At 63.6% G+C, this 16,129-nt stretch carries 16 protein-coding genes; 10 read left to right on the top strand and 6 right to left on the bottom strand.

Annotation, left to right across the window (positions count from 1 at the left end; all coding sequences use genetic code 11):
• Nucleotides 1-3: 3 nt before the first annotated feature.
• From ACN9M3_RS09030 to ACN9M3_RS09065, 8 genes are all read left to right on the top strand, one after another.
• Nucleotides 4-1,002 carry an arabinan endo-1,5-alpha-L-arabinosidase gene (locus ACN9M3_RS09030; RefSeq protein WP_426321919.1) on the top strand — a complete coding sequence of 333 codons (999 nt, stop codon included), beginning with the start codon at nucleotides 4-6 and terminating at the stop codon, nucleotides 1,000-1,002.
• Entirely contained in the window at nucleotides 999-3,377 is a 2,379-nt protein-coding gene (locus ACN9M3_RS09035; RefSeq protein ID WP_426321921.1) for a beta-L-arabinofuranosidase domain-containing protein, read from the top strand. The genes ACN9M3_RS09030 and ACN9M3_RS09035 overlap by 4 nt, the downstream gene beginning before the upstream one ends.
• 89 nt (nucleotides 3,378-3,466) lie before the next feature.
• Nucleotides 3,467-4,429, top strand: a complete 963-nt coding sequence (locus ACN9M3_RS09040; protein ID WP_426321923.1) for an ABC transporter substrate-binding protein — start codon at nucleotides 3,467-3,469, stop codon at nucleotides 4,427-4,429.
• Entirely contained in the window at nucleotides 4,429-5,976 is a 1,548-nt protein-coding gene (locus tag ACN9M3_RS09045) for a sugar ABC transporter ATP-binding protein (RefSeq protein ID WP_426321925.1), read from the top strand. The genes ACN9M3_RS09040 and ACN9M3_RS09045 overlap by 1 nt, the downstream gene beginning before the upstream one ends.
• A 62-nt stretch (nucleotides 5,977-6,038) precedes the next feature.
• On the top strand, nucleotides 6,039-6,992 hold the full coding sequence (locus ACN9M3_RS09050; RefSeq protein WP_426323718.1) for an ABC transporter permease: 954 nt from the start codon (nucleotides 6,039-6,041) through the stop codon (nucleotides 6,990-6,992).
• On the top strand, nucleotides 6,989-7,942 hold the full coding sequence (gene yjfF / locus ACN9M3_RS09055) for a galactofuranose ABC transporter, permease protein YjfF (RefSeq protein ID WP_426170059.1): 954 nt from the start codon (nucleotides 6,989-6,991) through the stop codon (nucleotides 7,940-7,942). Before ACN9M3_RS09050 ends, yjfF begins: the two co-directional genes overlap by 4 nt.
• An 11-nt stretch (nucleotides 7,943-7,953) precedes the next feature.
• Nucleotides 7,954-8,910 (top strand): glycoside hydrolase family 43 protein, encoded by a 957-nt coding sequence (locus ACN9M3_RS09060; protein ID WP_426321927.1) that lies wholly within the window; start codon nucleotides 7,954-7,956, stop codon nucleotides 8,908-8,910.
• Nucleotides 8,911-8,954: 44 nt separating this feature from the next.
• Nucleotides 8,955-9,896, top strand: coding sequence for a LysR family transcriptional regulator (locus ACN9M3_RS09065; protein ID WP_426172160.1), 942 nt, complete (start codon nucleotides 8,955-8,957; stop codon nucleotides 9,894-9,896).
• Nucleotide 9,897: 1 nt separating this feature from the next.
• On the opposite strand, the gene ACN9M3_RS09070 is transcribed toward ACN9M3_RS09065, so the two are convergent.
• Together ACN9M3_RS09070 and mdtH are read right to left on the bottom strand one after the other, a co-directional pair.
• On the bottom strand, nucleotides 9,898-10,776 hold the full coding sequence (locus tag ACN9M3_RS09070; RefSeq protein WP_426321929.1) for an SMP-30/gluconolactonase/LRE family protein: 879 nt from the start codon (nucleotides 10,774-10,776) through the stop codon (nucleotides 9,898-9,900).
• A 138-nt stretch (nucleotides 10,777-10,914) separates the two neighbouring features.
• The gene (gene mdtH, locus ACN9M3_RS09075; RefSeq protein WP_426321931.1) at nucleotides 10,915-12,120 is read right to left on the bottom strand and encodes a multidrug efflux MFS transporter MdtH; all 1,206 of its coding nucleotides are present in this window, start codon (nucleotides 12,118-12,120) and stop codon (nucleotides 10,915-10,917) included.
• A gap of 90 nt (nucleotides 12,121-12,210) precedes the next feature.
• On the opposite strand from mdtH, the gene ACN9M3_RS09080 reads away from it, so the two are divergent.
• The gene (locus ACN9M3_RS09080; protein WP_426321933.1) at nucleotides 12,211-13,086 is read left to right on the top strand and encodes a LysR family transcriptional regulator; all 876 of its coding nucleotides are present in this window, start codon (nucleotides 12,211-12,213) and stop codon (nucleotides 13,084-13,086) included.
• Here ACN9M3_RS09080 and ACN9M3_RS09085 read toward each other — a convergent pair.
• Nucleotides 13,083-13,268 carry a hypothetical protein gene (locus tag ACN9M3_RS09085; RefSeq protein ID WP_426170071.1) on the bottom strand — a complete coding sequence of 62 codons (186 nt, stop codon included), beginning with the start codon at nucleotides 13,266-13,268 and terminating at the stop codon, nucleotides 13,083-13,085. The two genes, ACN9M3_RS09080 and ACN9M3_RS09085, sit on opposite strands and share 4 nt — an antisense overlap.
• A gap of 49 nt (nucleotides 13,269-13,317) precedes the next feature.
• Complete coding sequence (locus ACN9M3_RS09090) at nucleotides 13,318-14,103, bottom strand: alpha/beta fold hydrolase (protein WP_426321935.1); 786 nt, start codon at nucleotides 14,101-14,103, stop codon at nucleotides 13,318-13,320.
• Nucleotides 14,104-14,362: 259 nt separating this feature from the next.
• Between ACN9M3_RS09090 and ACN9M3_RS09095 the strand changes: the two genes are divergently transcribed.
• On the top strand, nucleotides 14,363-14,665 hold the full coding sequence (locus tag ACN9M3_RS09095; protein ID WP_426321937.1) for a hypothetical protein: 303 nt from the start codon (nucleotides 14,363-14,365) through the stop codon (nucleotides 14,663-14,665).
• A gap of 8 nt (nucleotides 14,666-14,673) precedes the next feature.
• On the opposite strand, the gene ACN9M3_RS09100 is transcribed toward ACN9M3_RS09095, so the two are convergent.
• Nucleotides 14,674-14,982: a DUF4124 domain-containing protein gene (locus tag ACN9M3_RS09100; protein WP_426170077.1), complete on the bottom strand. Its 309-nt coding sequence runs from the start codon at nucleotides 14,980-14,982 to the stop codon at nucleotides 14,674-14,676.
• Between the two features lie 47 nt (nucleotides 14,983-15,029).
• Complete coding sequence (gene gluQRS, locus ACN9M3_RS09105; protein WP_426321939.1) at nucleotides 15,030-15,947, bottom strand: tRNA glutamyl-Q(34) synthetase GluQRS; 918 nt, start codon at nucleotides 15,945-15,947, stop codon at nucleotides 15,030-15,032.
• Nucleotides 15,948-16,129 lie beyond the last annotated feature (182 nt).

Genomic DNA, 16,129 nt, shown 5'->3' on the forward strand with positions numbered 1-16,129 from the left:
ACGATGAAATGGATGTTTGGCGCGGCCCTCGTGCTGGCGCAGGCGGCGATGGCTGCGCAGGTGAGCGTGCATGATCCGGTGATGGCGAAGCAGGGCGATACCTATTACCTGTACTCGACCGGGCCTGGAATTACCTTCTACAGCTCGAAGGACATGCTGAACTGGCAGCCGGAAGGCCGCATCTTCGCGGGCCATCCACCGGCCGCCGCCAAGGCTGCGCCGGGCTTCGACGACCATGTCTGGGCGCCGGACATCCAGTATCACAATGGCAAATACCTGTTGTACTACTCCGTTTCGGCTTTCGGCAAGAACACCTCGGCCATCGGCGTGACGGTGAACAAGACCCTCGACCCGCGCTCCCCAGACTACAAGTGGGAGGACCAGGGCATCGTCGTGCAATCGGTGCCGGGGCGCGACATCTGGAACGCGATCGATTCCAATGTCATCGAAGACGACAAGGGGACAGGCTGGATGGCCTTCGGCTCGTTCTGGGGCGGCATCAAGCTGGTCAAGCTGAATGAAGCCTGGACGCGCCCGGCCGAACCGCAGGTCTGGAGCACCATCGCCGCCCGCGAGCGTCCGGCTTTCGTGAAGGATGACAGCGGCGGCCCGGCGGAGATCGAGGCGCCCTTCATCTTCCGCAAGAACGGCTGGTACTACCTGTTTGTTTCGTGGGGCCTGTGCTGCCAGAAAGAGAAGAGCACTTACCACGTTGTCGTCGGCCGTTCGCGCACGGTCACCGGCCCTTATCTCGACAAGGATGGCAAGGACATGCTGTTTGGCGGCGGGTCGCTGGTCGTGCAGGGTAACGCGGACTGGAAGGCCCTCGGCCACAACAGCGCCTACACCTTCGACGGCATGGATGTGATGGTGCTTCACGCCTACGAAACGAAAGACAAATACCTGCAAAAGCTGAAGGTGATGGAAATGCGCTGGGATCGCGCAGGCTGGCCTGTGGTCGACACCGCAGACCTGGACCATTACCAGAGCGTCCAGAAATGAACGCGCCAAAGTTGGCCCGGGCATTGCAGCGCGGTCTTGCTGTGCTGCTTGCGGCCGGCGCAAGTGCAGCGGCATTGGTGCCGGGTGCTGCGAGCGCCGCCGAACTATTCCCCCTGCAGGACGTCCGCCTCCTGCCTAGCCCCTTCCTGCAGGCCCAGGAAACCAACCGGCGCTACCTGCTGGCGCTCGACGCAGACCGGCTGCTGGCGCCGTTCCGCCGCGAGGCCGGCCTGCCGCTGCCAAAACCATCCTACGGCAACTGGGAATCCAGCGGCCTCGATGGCCACATGGGCGGGCATTACCTCTCTGCGCTGTCCCTGACGTGGGCTGCCACCGGCGACGGCACCGTGCGCGAACGCCTCGACTACTTCGTGCAGGAGCTGAAGAAAGCACAAGCGCCGGACGGCTATCTTGGCGGCATTCCCGGAGGCCGCGCGGCCTGGAACGATATCGCCAACGGCAAGCTCCATGCCGACAACTTCTCGGTCAACGGCAAATGGGTGCCCTGGTATAACCTGCACAAGATCGCCGCCGGCCTGCGCGACGCCTGGCGTTATGCCGGCAACGAAGATGCGCGGCGGATGCTGGTCAGGTTTGCCGACTGGACGGTCGCGATGACCAGCTCCCTGAGCGACGAGCAGATGCAGTCGATGCTGCGCGCGGAGCATGGCGGCATGAACGAGGTGCTGGCGGACGTCTACCAGTTGAGCGGCGACCAGCGCTATCTCGCTGCCGCCAGGCGCTTCTCGCACCAGGCCATCCTGCAGCCGCTGGCGGAGGGCCGCGACGAGCTGACCGGCCTGCATGCCAATACGCAGATCCCGAAAGTGATCGGCTTCGAACGCATTGCCGAACTGACCGGCGAGCAGCAATGGCACAACGCCGCCAGCTTCTTCTGGCGGACCGTGCACGACCACCGTACCGTCGCCATCGGCGGCAACAGCGTCAAGGAGCACTTCCACGACGATAAGGACTTTTCCTCGATGAGCAGCGAGGTGGAAGGGCCGGAAACCTGCAACACCTACAATATGCTCAAGCTCACCGAGCTGCTGTACCAGCGCGACCCGAGCGCGGCGTATGGCGACTATTACGAGCGTGCGCTGTACAACCATATCCTGTCCTCCCAGCGCCCGGAGAGCGGCGGCTTTGTGTACTTCACGCCGATGCGCCCCAACCACTACCGCGTCTATTCGGAAGTGGACAAAGGCATGTGGTGCTGCGTCGGCTCCGGCATCGAGAGCCACGCCAAGTACGGTGAATTCATCTACGCCCGCGACGGCGATGCCTTGCTGGTCAACCTGTTCATCCCCTCACGGCTCGAATGGCGCGAGAAAGGCGTCGTGCTGACCCAGTCCAACAGTTTCCCGGACCAGGCCAGCACCCGGCTGTCCATCGACAGCGGCGGCAAGTTCACCATGAAGATCCGCTATCCAGGCTGGGTGGCGAAAGGAGCGCTGGCCGTGCGCGTCAACGGCAAGGCGGTGACGGTGCAGGGCGCACCTGGCGGCTACGTGGAACTGGCCCGAGTGTGGCGAAAAGGCGACACTGTCGACGTGCGGCTACCGATGCGCACCACGCTTGAGCAGATGCCCGACAAGTCGAACTATTACGCCGTGCTGCACGGCCCGATCGTGCTGGCGGCGAAAACCTCGCCTTTCCCCGGCGAGCAATTGAATTTCATGGCCGACGACTCGCGCATGGGCCATATTGCGCAAGGCCAGGTCTGCCCGCAGGAGGCGGCGCCGGTATTCGTCAGCGATCGCAAGGATTTCCTCGACAAGTTCAAGCCTGTGCCGGGGCGGCCCCTGACATTTACTGCGCCGGGCCTGGTGCAAGGGCAGGGCGCAAGCGTGCTGCGTTTCATTCCGTTCTTCCGCCTGCACGATTCGCGCTACATGATCTATTGGCAGGAGACCACGCCGGCCGGCCTGGCGGCGATGCGCACGAAAGCAGCGGCCGCCGAGGCTGAGCGGCTAGCGCTCGACGCACGGACTGTCGACCAGGTGGCGCCCGGCGAACAGCAACCGGAATCGGATCACTCCTTCAAAGGCGAAGGGGCGGACGCGGGCCTGAATGGCACCCGGCATTGGCGCCATGCCAGCGGATGGTTCAGCTACGAGCTGAAAGACCTTGAAGGCGCGGGCCGCGTGCTGCGCCTGACCTTTGCATCCGGCGACGCTGGCCGCAAGTTCGACGTGCTGCTGAACGGCCGGCTGCTACAGCAGGTCATCATCGAGCGTAAAGGCGATGCATTCTATTCCCTGGACCTGCCGGTTCCGGCCGGCGCCGCGCGCGATGGAAAGCTGGAAGTGAAGTTTGTCGCCCATTCCGGCTCGATGGCTGGCGGCCTGTATGGCCTGCGCCTGCTGAGATAATAAAAATGATATGGGTCCTGCGAAAAAATGAATTAGATCGGCATGACGGATTCTCCTAATATTGATCTACTATAATTTTGGAGACCGGCATGAAAGTCACCCGCAGGACTATCCTCGGCGGCGCGTTCGCCCTCGCCTTTGCTGCTTCGGGCAGCGTGTTCGCAGCCAAGCCTCTGGTAATGGGCTTTTCCCAGGTTGGCGCCGAAAGTGAATGGCGCACGGCCAATACAACCTCCATCAAGGATGCCGCCAAACAGGCCGGCATCACCCTCAAGTTCGCCGACGCCCAGCAGAAGCAGGAAAACCAGGTCAAGGCGATCCGTTCCTTCATCGCCCAGCGCGTGGACGTGATCGCGTTCTCTCCGGTCGTGGAAACCGGCTGGGAAACCGTGCTGCGCGAAGCCAAGGCAGCCAAGATCCCGGTCATCCTGACCGACCGCGCTGTGAAAGTGGCCGACAAGTCGCTGTACGTCACCCTGATCGGCTCCGACTTCGTGGAAGAAGGCCGCCGTGCCGGAAAATGGCTGGTGGACTATGCGGCCAAGCAGAGCAAGCCGGTACTGAATGTGGTGGAGCTGCAGGGCACCGTGGGTTCGGCGCCGGCGCTCGACCGCAAGGCCGGCTTTGAAGAAGCCATCAAGGGCAACGCCAAGCTGAAGGTGATCCGCACCCAGACCGGCGAATTCACCCGCGCCAAGGGCAAGGAGGTGATGGAAGCCTTCCTGAAAGCCCACGGCAAGGACATCAACGTGCTGTACGCGCACAACGACGATATGGCGATCGGCGCCATCCAGGCCATTGAAGAAGCGGGCCTGAAACCGGGCAAGGACATCATCATCGTTTCCATCGACGGTGTGAAGGGCGCTTTCCAGGCCATGATCGCCGGTAAGCTGAACGTGTCGGTCGAATGCAGCCCGCTGCTTGGCCCGCAACTGATGAAGGCGGCGCAGGATGTGGTCGCCGGCAAGCCTGTGGCGCCGCGCATCGTGACCGAGGAACGCGTGTTCCCGGCGGAAGTGGCAGCTAAAGAACTCCCTAACCGGAAATACTGATGATGGCCACCGCAGCGGCGGCCCCGGTGCTGGAGCTGTCCGGCATCCATAAGGCCTTCCCGGGCGTGAAGGCGCTGAGCGAGGCGGGGCTGCGGCTCTACCCTGGCGAAGTGCATACGCTGATGGGGCAGAACGGGGCGGGCAAGTCGACCCTGATCAAGGTGCTCACCGGCGTGCATGCGCCGGACCAGGGCAGCATCACGCTTGAAGGCCGTGCGATCCATCCGCGCTCGACGCTGGAGGCGCAGGAGCTGGGCATTTCCACGGTGTACCAAGAGGTGAACCTGTGTCCGAACCTGTCGGTGGCCGAGAACATCTTCATCGGCCGTTATCCGCGCAAGTGGGGCACGGTGGACTGGAAGGGAATGCGGACGCGCGCGGCTACCTTGCTGCGTGAGCTGGAGATCGATATCGATGTGACGGCGCCTTTGTCGCGCTATCCCTTGGCGATCCAGCAGATGGTGGCGATCTCGCGTGCCTTGAACATTTCCTCGCGCGTGCTGGTGCTGGACGAGCCTACTTCCAGCCTCGACGAGGCGGAGGTGCAGTTGCTGTTCCGCGTGCTGCGCCGGCTGCGCGAGCAGGGCATGGCGATCCTGTTCGTGACCCACTTCCTGGACCAGACTTACGCGATTTCCGACCGCATCACCGTGATGCGCAATGGCGAACGCGAAGGAGAGTATGCCGCGGCCGACCTGTCGCGGCTGGCCCTGGTGAACAAGATGATCGGCAAACCGGCCGACGCCGCCGATCCGGCTGCCAGCGCCGGCCCGGTGGCGGAACGTGGTGACGTAGTGCAGCAACCTGCTGCGGCGCGCGTTGTCCTCGAGACGCGCGGCCTGGGCCGCAAAGGCGTGCTGCAGCCGATGGACATGCAGGTGCGCGAAGGCGAAGTGCTTGGCTTGGCAGGCTTGCTGGGCGCCGGGCGTACCGAGCTGGCGCGCCTGCTGTTCGGCGCCGACCGCGCCGACAAAGGCGATATCGCCATCGGCGACAAGGTCTACGGCACCTTCGCCAACCCGCGCCAGGCGATTGCCGCCGGCATTGGCTTCTGCTCGGAAGACCGCAAGCTGGAAGGCGCGATCCTGTCGCTCTCCGTGCGCGAAAACCTGGTGCTTGCGATGCAGGCCCGCCAGGGCATGCTGCGCGCCATCCCGATGCAACGCCAGCGCGAACTGGCGGAAGAATATGTCAAGGCGCTCGGCATCAAGACTGCCAGCATCGAAACGCCGATCGGCGCACTATCCGGCGGAAACCAGCAGAAGGTGCTGCTGGCGCGCTGGCTGGCCACCGATCCGCGCTTGATGATCCTGGACGAACCAACGCGCGGCATCGATGTGCGCGCCAAGCAGGAAATCATGGATTACGTAACAACGCTGTGCAAGCGCGGCATGTCGCTGCTGTTTATCTCGTCCGAGCTGCCGGAAGTACTGCGCTGCAGCGACCGCATGATTGTCATGCGCGACCGCGCAGCATGCGGCGAATACCAGCGCGGCGAGCTCGATGAAACCACCGTGCTGCATGCCATTGCAGGGGAGGCAGCATGACGCAGAATACCGCCCACCTGGCTGCTGCGCCGGCCTCGCGCGCAGCGAACGCCGGCCCGGGCATGGCTGCGCGCCTGTTGGCCCACCCGCTGGCACGTCCGCTCGGCGCATTGGCCGTGCTGCTGCTGATTAACCTGTTCGCCGTGCCCGGCTTCTTCCACCTGGAAGTGAAGGATGGCCACCTGTACGGCGCCATGGTTGACATCCTGAACCGCGCCGCGCCATTGATGCTGGCGGCTACCGGCATGACCATTGTGATCGCCATGCGCGGCATCGACATTTCGGTCGGCGCCGTGGTAGCGCTGGCCGCTGCCGTCGCCTGCACCGTGGCCGCCGCCGAGCAGCCGCTGTGGCTGGCCTTTGCCGCAGCACTGGGCGCCGCGCTGTTATGCGGCGTCTGGAACGGCCTGCTGGTAGCCAGCCTTGGCCTGCAGCCGATCGTCGCCACCCTGGTGCTGATGGTCGCCGGACGCGGCCTCGCGCAGCTGGTTACCGACGGCCAGATCATCACCGTCTACCGCGAAGATTTCTTCGTGCTGGGCAGCGGCTACCTGCTTGGCCTGCCGGTGGCGCTTTACCTTGCGCTGGCAGTGGTCGCAGCCGTCGCGCTGGCGATGCGCAAGACCGCGCTCGGCCTGTTCACGCAAGCAGTCGGCATCAACCCGGTTGCGGCGCGGCTGGCCGGCATCCGCGCCGGGGCGCTGATTTTCGCCAGCTACGCCTTCTGCGCGGTATGCGCCGGCCTGGCGGGGCTGATCATCAGCTCCAACATCAAGAGCGCCGACGCCAATAATGCCGGCTTGCTGCTGGAACTGGACGCCATCCTGGCCGTCACCCTGGGCGGCACCTCGCTGGCCGGCGGCAAGTTCAACCTGGTCGGCAGCGTGATCGGCGCCCTGATCATCCAGACCCTTACCTACACCGTGTATTCGCTCGGCGTGCCGCCGGAAGTCAACCTCGTCGTCAAGTCGCTGGTGGTGTTCGCGGTATGCCTGTCGCAAAGGAGCAAGGCATGACCCGCGCCCCGTACTTTACTTCCCTCGTTACTGTCGGCCTGTTGCTTGCATTGCTGGTGGCAGGGGGCATCGCCTATCCCGGCTTCCTGTCGCTGCAGGTGATGCTCAACCTCCTGATCGACAATGCCTTCCTGCTGGTGATCGCCGTCGGCATGAGCTTTGTCATTCTGTCCGGCGGCATCGACCTGTCGGTAGGCTCGGTGCTGGCGCTCAGTACCATGGTCGCCGCATGGCTGCTGCATGCGGCGCACTGGCCGCCCGCGGCCGTGATGGTTGCCGTGCTGCTGATGGGCGTCGTGTTCGGCGCCGGCATGGGCGCCCTGATCCACTTTTTCCGCCTGCAGCCTTTCATTGTCACCTTGGGCGGCATGTTCCTGGCACGCGGCCTGTGCTACCTGATCAGCGTGAATTCGATCCCGATCGAGGACCCGGCCTTCGTCGCCATCTCGCAGGCGCAGGTCGGGGTCTTTGACGGCTTTATCTCGCCGGGCGTGGTGATTGCGCTGGTCCTGTTGGCGGTGGCCATGGTGGTGGCGCATATGACGCCGTTCGGCCGCGCCGTGTATGCAGTCGGCGGCAACGAGCAATCGGCCCACATGATGGGACTCCCGGTGGGCGCCACCAAGGTCGCCGTGTACGCCATCAGTGGCGGCTGCGCGGCGCTGGCCGGCCTGCTATTCGCCTTCTACATGCTGTCGGGCTACGGCCTGCACGCGCAGGGCACCGAACTCGATGCGATCGCCGCCGTGGTGATCGGCGGCACGCTGCTGACTGGCGGCTACGGTTACGTGGCCGGCGCCCTGACCGGCGTGCTGGTGCTGGGCGCCATCCAGACCCTGATCGTGTTCGACGGCACGCTCAGCTCGTGGTGGACCAAGATCGTCATCGGCGTGCTGTTGTTCGCGTTCTGCGCGCTGCAACGCCTGCTGGCCTGGAAACAGAAAAACTAAAAGGAGACTTCATGTTCAAGAAATCGGCCGTCGCATCGGCATTGGCGACGATGTGTACCCTGGCGCAGGCAGCCAATCCGCTTGTATCGAATATCTTCACTGCCGACCCGGCGGCACTGGTCGACGGCAACCGCGTCTACCTCTACGTTGGCCGCGACGAAGCGGCGCCGGAAGGCAAGGACTACCTGATGCGCGAATGGCGCGTGCTGTCCTCCTGCGACATGAAGAACTGGACCGACATGGGGTCGCCGCTGAACGTGAAGACCTTCAAATGGGCCAAGGCCGACGCCTGGGCTGCCGACGTCACCAAGCGCAATGGCAAGTACTACTTTTACGCCCCGGTCGAACACGATGCGAGCAAGCCGGGCAAAGCGATCGGCGTGGCGGTGTCGGACAAGCCGACCGGCCCCTTCGTCGATGCGCGCGGCAGTGCCCTGATCACCAACGACATGACCAGGGAAACCGATATTCCCTGGGACGATATCGACCCGGCGGTCTTCATCGACAAGGACGGCCAGGCCTACCTGTACTGGGGCAATCGCGTGCTGAAATACGCCAAGCTGAAGCCGAATATGATCGAACTCGATGGCCCGATCCATACCGTCGGCATCGACAATTTCACCGAAGCGGCGTACCTGCACCGCCACGACAAGACCTACTACCTGACCTATTCGCGCAACTTCCCGGAGGAGACTGCCTACGCCACGGGGCCTAGCGCCACCGGCCCATGGACTTTCCGCGGCAAGATCATGGACATGAACAAGGTGGTGAAGACCATTCACCAGGCGGTGATCGATTTCAACGGCAAGTCCTACATCTTCTACCACAACGACAAGCTGCCGACAGGCGGCGAATACCGCCGTTCCGTGGCGGTGGAAGAACTGCACTACAACCCTGACGGCACCATTGCCATCATCCCGCAAACGGCTGAAGGTCCGGCCGCCAACCCTGCGCCGGGCTGCAAATGAGGCGCGACTTATTGGTCGATAACGGCGGTGGTATCATGCCTCGCATGACTACCCCGAATCCGAACTGGTTCCTGAAGGCGAGGTTGAAAACTCGTCAACTGCTGCTGATGATCGCGCTGGATGAACACCGCAACATCCACCGCGCTGCGGAAGAACTGCACATGACGCAGCCCGCCGCTTCCAAGCAACTCAAGGACCTTGAGGACATGCTGGACGTGAAGCTGTTCGAGCGCCTGCCGCGCGGCATGGAGCCGACGCTGTACGGCGAAACCATGATCCGCCACGCCCGCATGGCCCTCACCAGCCTGGCCCTGGCGCATGACGATATCGTGACGCTGAAAGCCGGCTTGTCCGGCCAGGTGGAAGTCGGCGTCATCATGACGCCGGCGATGAACCTGCTGCCCAACGCCATCACCCGCGTGAAAAAGGAAGCGCCGCTGCTGCGTATCGGCGTGCAGGTGGAAGCCAGTAACGTGCTGATGGAACTGCTCCAGCGCGGCACGCTGGATTTCATGATCGGACGCATCCTGGAAAAGGAAAGCACGGCGGGCCTGGTGTACGAAGAGCTGACCGAGGAGCCGGCATGCGCCGTTGTGCGCACCGGCCATCCACTGCTGGAGCGCGAGAAGCTGCAATTGAAGGATATCGCCAACCGCCCGTGGATCCTGCCGCCGCAAGGCAGCATCCTGCGCCACCGCTGCGACATGATGTTCCGCCGCGCCGGCCTGGAACCGCCGGTCGACGTGGTCGACACCACTTCCCAGCTCCTGATTACCGCACTGCTGCAGAAGACCGATGCCATCCACGTGATGCCGGTGGAGGTGGCGCGTTATTACGCAGAGCTGAACGTGCTGTCGATCCTGCCGCTGGAACTGCCGTTCCGGATGGATGCATTCGGCATCATCACCAAGGCCGACCACCTGATGTCGCCGGGCGCCAACCTGTTGTTGCAGGCTGTGCGCAGCGCGGCGAAAGAGTTGTACTGACTTAGCCGAAGGCGTTGGCCGGCAATCCCGGCACGTCGATGCGGGCGCTGAACAGGGCGCCCGCCAGCGGTTCCTGCGCCAACTGTTCCGCCGACAGGCCTTCCCGCGCCGTGGTGATGTACAGCGTGCGCAGGTCTTCGCCGCCGAATGCCAGCGACGCAGGATGCGATGTCGGCAGCTGCACTTCCGCCAGCAGTTCGCCTTCCGGGCTGAAACTGCAAACGCGTTTGCCGCCCCAGGTGGAAATCCAGATGCAGCCTTCGCTATCCGCCTGCATGCCGTCCGGCGAACCGCCGTCGGTATAGCGGCGCCAGGTTTCGCGTGGTCCAAGGCTGCCATTGGCTGCCAGCGGGTAGCGGTAGGTCACGTCGAGGAAGCTGTCCGAGTGATACAGCGCGCTGCCATCAGGCGCGAAGGTCGGGCCGTTGCAGATGTGGTAGCCCTCGTCGGCCACGCGCAGGCTCTGGTCCGGATCAAGGCGGAACAGCTTGCCCACCTTTTGCTGGTAATCGGTATTGTGCATGGAGCCCAGCCACAAGCGGCCGCTCGGGTCGACCTTGGCGTCGTTCAGTCGCTGGCCAGCGGCGCCATCGACTACGCGCACGACCGTCTCGACGCGCAGTTCCGGCTCCAGCCACAGTCGCACTACGCTGTCGCGCAGGCCGGCCATGAAGCCATCGCCGTCGCGGCGCGGCACCAGCCAGCAGATATAGTCAGGCAGCAGCCAGCTACGGTGCTCGTGGACGCCGGCATCCCACGCATGCAGGATGCAACGCTTGAGATCCACAAACAGCAGGCGATCCTGCGCCGGCAAATAGAGTGGTCCTTCGCCCAGCTCAGCGGCAAGGGGCAGGACGCATTGGGCGGTATAGGATTTCATCCCTGCATTCTATGCGGCGAAGCGCGGGACGCGTGATTCATTTTTTCAGGCCAGCTATAACTAATTTGGCATGGGGTGACGATTGGAGAGAATCAGATGCGTTTTCGCGCACTACAATGAAATACCCAACCAAAGTGTTTAGCCCGCCACTGGCGGGCTCTTTTTTTGCGGCAGCGGAGCGGCAGCGCAAGCCAGCACGGTCAGCGTCAGCAGCCCAATCGCGGCCAGCACCAGCCAGGGCAATGCAGGCGTGTGCACGGCGCGGCTCCAGTCCAGCAGCCAGCCGCCTGCCGTGTAGCCGAACAGGCCTCCCAGCGCAAGCCCGAAACGGCTCAAGCCCATATAGCTTGCCCGCGCGGAGGGCCGCGCGTAGCGTGATACCAGCGACTCGCGCGCCGGTTCGGCCACCAGCGAACCAGTATAGAACACGGCGATACAAACGAACATCGGCAGCAACGCAGCTGCCGCCGACATGGCCAGCACCGCGCCGCACATGATGCCGATGCCGGCCAGCAGACGCGCTTCCAGCGTCAGGTAGCGCTCGCCCAGGCGCGCCATCGGGTACAGCAGCATCAGCGCCAGCAGGGCATCCACCGCATACATCCAGGCCACGGTGCGCGGTGTGCCGGAAAGCTCGGTCAGGGTAACCGGCACCAGCATCATCAGCTGCACCGTCATGATGTAATAGCCGCTCAGCGTCAGTACCAGCATGATGAAAGGCTTGTCGCGCAAAGGAATGCGCATGGCGTTGACCGCCGAAGTGCCGGGAGTGGCGACGCGGTAGGCTGGCAGCAGCCAGGCGTTCGCCAGCGCCGCCAGCACGAAAGCCGCACAGCCGCCCAGACCCACCCACCGGAACTCGACGCCGAGCAGCATGGTGCCGAGCAGGGCGCCGGTCACGGCGGCCACGCTTTCCTGCATCATGAGGATGGAGTAGAAGCGGGGCCGTTCGGCAGGGCGGGTCAGTTTGACGACCAGGGCGCCGCGCGCCGGGTCAAACAGGGCACCGCCCAGGCCGGACAGCACGCAGGAGAGCACCAGCATGGCGGGATTGACGGCATAGGCCATCGTTGCGAATCCCAGCGCCCGCAGCAGCATGCCGCCGACAATCATCGGCTTGGCGCCGAAACGGTCGGACAGCGAACCGCCGAACAGCGCCATGCCTTGCTGCGCCATCTGGCGCACGCCGAGTGCGAGGCCGACCGAGGCCGCGGCCCAGCCAAGCTGGCCAACAAAGTGCAGTGCCACCACGGGAAATACAAGATAGAAGCCGGATACCACCAGCATGTGGTCTGTCATAAGGAAACGCTTGCCCAACTTCCTTGCCCGTGCCGCAGCCGCCATGCATTCCTCCGTGAGTGATGCTGACAGTTTAGATAGCGTTAAGACATAATAGAAGCAGTTATCTCATGATATTTCATATTCAAATTTGTTATGGCACTCAACTTTGATGACCTGGCCCTGCTGGTGGAAATCGTGGAGTCGGGCAGCTTCTCGCAGGCGGCGGCGCGGCGCCGCTGGTCGCAGCCGCAAGTGAGCCAGCGCGTTGCAGCGCTGGAAGAGCAATTGGGCGTGCAGCTGTTTACCCGCCATCGCCGCGGCGCCACGCCCACCCCGGCGTGCCAGACCTTCCTGCCTGCGGCGCAGCAGGCGCTCGATGCCATGGCAGCCGGCAAGCTGGCGGTGCAGGGCGCGCCGGCATTGCCGCAAGTGGTGCTGGACTGCGTGCCTTCGCTGGCCTCGCTGGTGTTCGGTCCCCTGTTGCTCAAGCTGGCCGATGCGCCCCTGGAAATCCGCTGCACCACCGATCATTCGCCCGTTATCATGGAAAAGCTGCTGACCGGCCGGGCGCACCTTGGCTTCGTCTTAAAGTGCCCAGCCATCGCAGGCATCCAGCTGGAACGCTTGTATAGTTCGCCGATTGTCGCGGTGGTCCGGCGCGGCCATCCGTTAACGCGGCGCAAAGTATTGAAACTGGCCGATGTGGCTAATGCGCGCCTGGCGCCGCAATTCTGGGGCGAGGCTTGCGACGAACTGATACGCATGCTGCGCGCCCATCGCCGCAACGACAGCGCGATCCATGCCATCCAGCCGGCCAGCGCGGCAATCGAACTGGCGCTGGAACATGGCTTTCTTACTTTCATGCCGGAGATGGCTGCCGCGCGCCAGCTCAAGCTGGGCAGCTTGGTGAAACTGGAGATTGTGGATTTGCCCCGCTGGGAATGGGAGGCGATGGTGGCTTGGCGCAGCGGCAAGCGGCCCGATGCCGCCAAGCTGCGCGTGCTGCAGGCGGTGCGTGAATTAAGCTAGTGGACCGAAGGGCCGCAATTGCGGCGCTGCCCAGGGTAGGCCAGCACGCGCAGGATCACGCTGCGCGGCACGTGCATGGTTTGCATGTAGATCCAGGCGTTGGCCGCGCCCATCTGGGCGAGCAGTTCGATGCCCTTGTCCACCTGGACTGCCATCTGCTGGTCATAGCGCGTATCGCTCATGATGCTCGCCTCTGCGGGATTGTTATCCGGTCATTATCGACCAACGGTGTCAAGCGATCAAGCGCTGGTTTTCGAGGAAGCCGAGCAGCGCCTGGTTGACGTCGGCCGCGTGGGTGATCGGCGCCATATGGCCGCCGGCGGTCAGCGTGAACTGCGCTTGCGGCAGTGCGGCAGCCAGGGTTTCGGCCACGCGGCGGGTGGAGGCCGGGCCTTTGGCGCCGGCCATCACCAGTGCCGGCAGGTCCAGTTGCGCCATGTCTGGCACGCGGGCCGGTTCGCCGAGCAGGGCGACGAAGTCCAGCTTGACCTTGGCGATGCCATTGGTGAAGCGGTGGCGCTGAACTTCCGGCAGGGAGTCGAAGGCGCCGGCGCGGTTCCAGTAATCGATGAAGGTACGGGTGGCGTCTTCCGCGCTTTCCGCAGCGTTGATACTTGCCACCACGGCCTCGATTTCCTGGCGCCCGGCATCGCTGGCTGGCAGCAGGTGGAAGGCGACCGGTTCGAACACGGACAGCGACAGGACGCGGTCGCGCATCTGGCGCGCCAGGCGCAGGGCGGTGGCGCCGCCGTAGGAATGGCCAACCAGGTGGAATTGCTCGCCGGCATCAAGATGGGAAGCCAGGGCGGCCGCCACGGCATCGGCTTCATGCGCCAGGGTGTAGCCGGCGGCAGCAGCTTCGGTCGGGAAGGCGGACTTGCCATAACCCAACAGATCGATTGCGATAAAGCGATAATTGGCTTCTTGCTCGGCCATCAGGGTGGTCCACTGGCTGCGCGAACTAAGCGAACTGTGCAGAAGTACAACGGCGGGGCGGGTGTCTGGCGTAGTGTGCATCTTCTTCTCTGAAACCGATATCCAAAAGACAAGCCCGCTATTATACCGCGCCGCAACATTCACCCGCCGGCTTCAAGCGTTGGATGTCGAAATTCCTTACAGAAATCGAGCAATTCCGCAACGCACGGCCCGGTTCCCCCTGACACATAAGCGTGGCATAGAAGCTGCTTTGTTACTTTCAGTGACGATGGAGGCCAACGTGATCATGGAACGCTCAGCCTTGCCCGCGCTTCTACTGACGTTATTGCTCGGGTTGCTTATGCAAGGGATGCTTGCAGGGGTGCACTTTGCCACCGCCCGTTCCGAATGGGTGTACCGCGCCCTCTACCTGGTGGCACTGCTGCTGAACCTGCTGGCGGTGCGCCGCCTGAACCCCGCCAACTTGTCGGCGGCGGTATTGCCCTTGGCGCCCATTGTGATGGCAGTGGCAATCACTTACTTCTCCGTCAGCGATCCGGAGGCCCCTGCCCAGATTACCTTGCTGCTGCTGCCGATCGTGCATGGTGCAGCGGCAGGCTGCATGCTGTTGCTGCCGCTGGACGAGGAGAACAGCCGGCGCTAAGGCTGGCCTTATTTTGCGCTGGCGACCTTGTCGCGAAGCTCGAGGACTTGCCGCGCCATGCGCAAGGTCTGAACATCGATTTTCGGCGAGACGTGAACCGGCGCTTTATTCACCCACTGGCTGCGCGTCTGTTCGGATGGCGGCAGGACGAAATGCTCCTTTTCCAGCATGGGCCGGGCGCCGTTCGGCACGTTCTCACAAGGCCGGTCGGTCAGCATGACGACGCCCTGGTTGTCGACGCAGCGGAAGAAATTGTCCTCGGCGGTTGCCGGTAGCGCCATGGCGCACAAGGCGCAAGAGATCAGTAATTGCCGCATGGCCCACCTCCTTTCGCTTGGTGAGGCCAGTATGCGGCGGGCCCTGCTTATGGTCTGTGCGGCGTCTCACCGTGGGCTCGCAGCACTGCGTCCCAGGCCGGAACAGCCGCGCGCCAGAAGGCGTCGATATTGCCGGCCTTCACGTCGAGCCCGAGGAATCGCGCGGCAGGCAGCAATGCGCTGCCGAGCAGGCTTTCGGCCGGCGCACCGGTATCGAAGGCTTGCGCGCCGGTCTGCTTGGACAGCTTCTCGCCGTCGGCAGTAACCACTAGTGGCAAATGCAGGTAACGCGGCTGCGGCAAGCCAAGCAGCTGTTGCAGGAAAATCTGGCGCGGCGTCGAGTCAAGCAGGTCGGACCCGCGCACGATGTCGGTGATGCCTTGCGCGCCATCGTCCACCACGACGGCAAGTTGATAGGCCCAGAAGCCGTCGGCGCGTCGTACCACGAAGTCGCCCACTTCAGCCGTGATGTCCTGGCTGATGTCGCCGGCGAATCGGTCGTGGAAGTGGATCACGCAGTGTGGTTCCTGCGGCGTGCGCAGGCGAAGCGCGCGCGCCGTGCGGCCGGGTGCCAGTCCGTTGCGGCAAGTGCCGGGATAGACCAGGTTGGGGTTGCCGGCTTGGCCCTGGCGCAGTTGGGAATCCGCGATTTCCTTGCGCGAGCAGCCACACGGATAGATGTTGTCGCCCAACTGGCGCAGCGCCGCTTCGTATAGACCCTCGCGTTGGGTTTGCCAGGTGACTTCGCCATCCCATTGCATGCCGCAGCGTTGCAGCGAAGCGAGGATGTGCTGGTCGGCGCCTTCCACGTTGCGGTCGCGGTCAACGTCTTCCACGCGCACCAGCCATTGGCCGCCGTGGACCCTGGCGTCGAGATAACTGGCCATGGCCGCCACCAGGGAACCAAGGTGCAGCGGTCCGGTCGGGGAGGGCGCAAAGCGGCCGATGTAGGGCGAATGATTCATAGGGGCCGTAGAATACCACCCCCGCATCGCGCGCTGCGGCCGCATCATTCCGTCAGCCGCCCGGCAGCTGTGAAAAAAAACTTACTACATCGCTAAACTTTTCTAAAAATCCATGGATATATTGCTTGAGGACATGCGAAATGCTGCCTCAGTAATTGTAAATTTATTAAGATAAGGTAGCC

Source organism: Pseudoduganella sp. R-43 (genome assembly GCF_049913255.1).
In the GTDB taxonomy this organism is placed as follows: domain Bacteria; phylum Pseudomonadota; class Gammaproteobacteria; order Burkholderiales; family Burkholderiaceae_D; genus Rugamonas.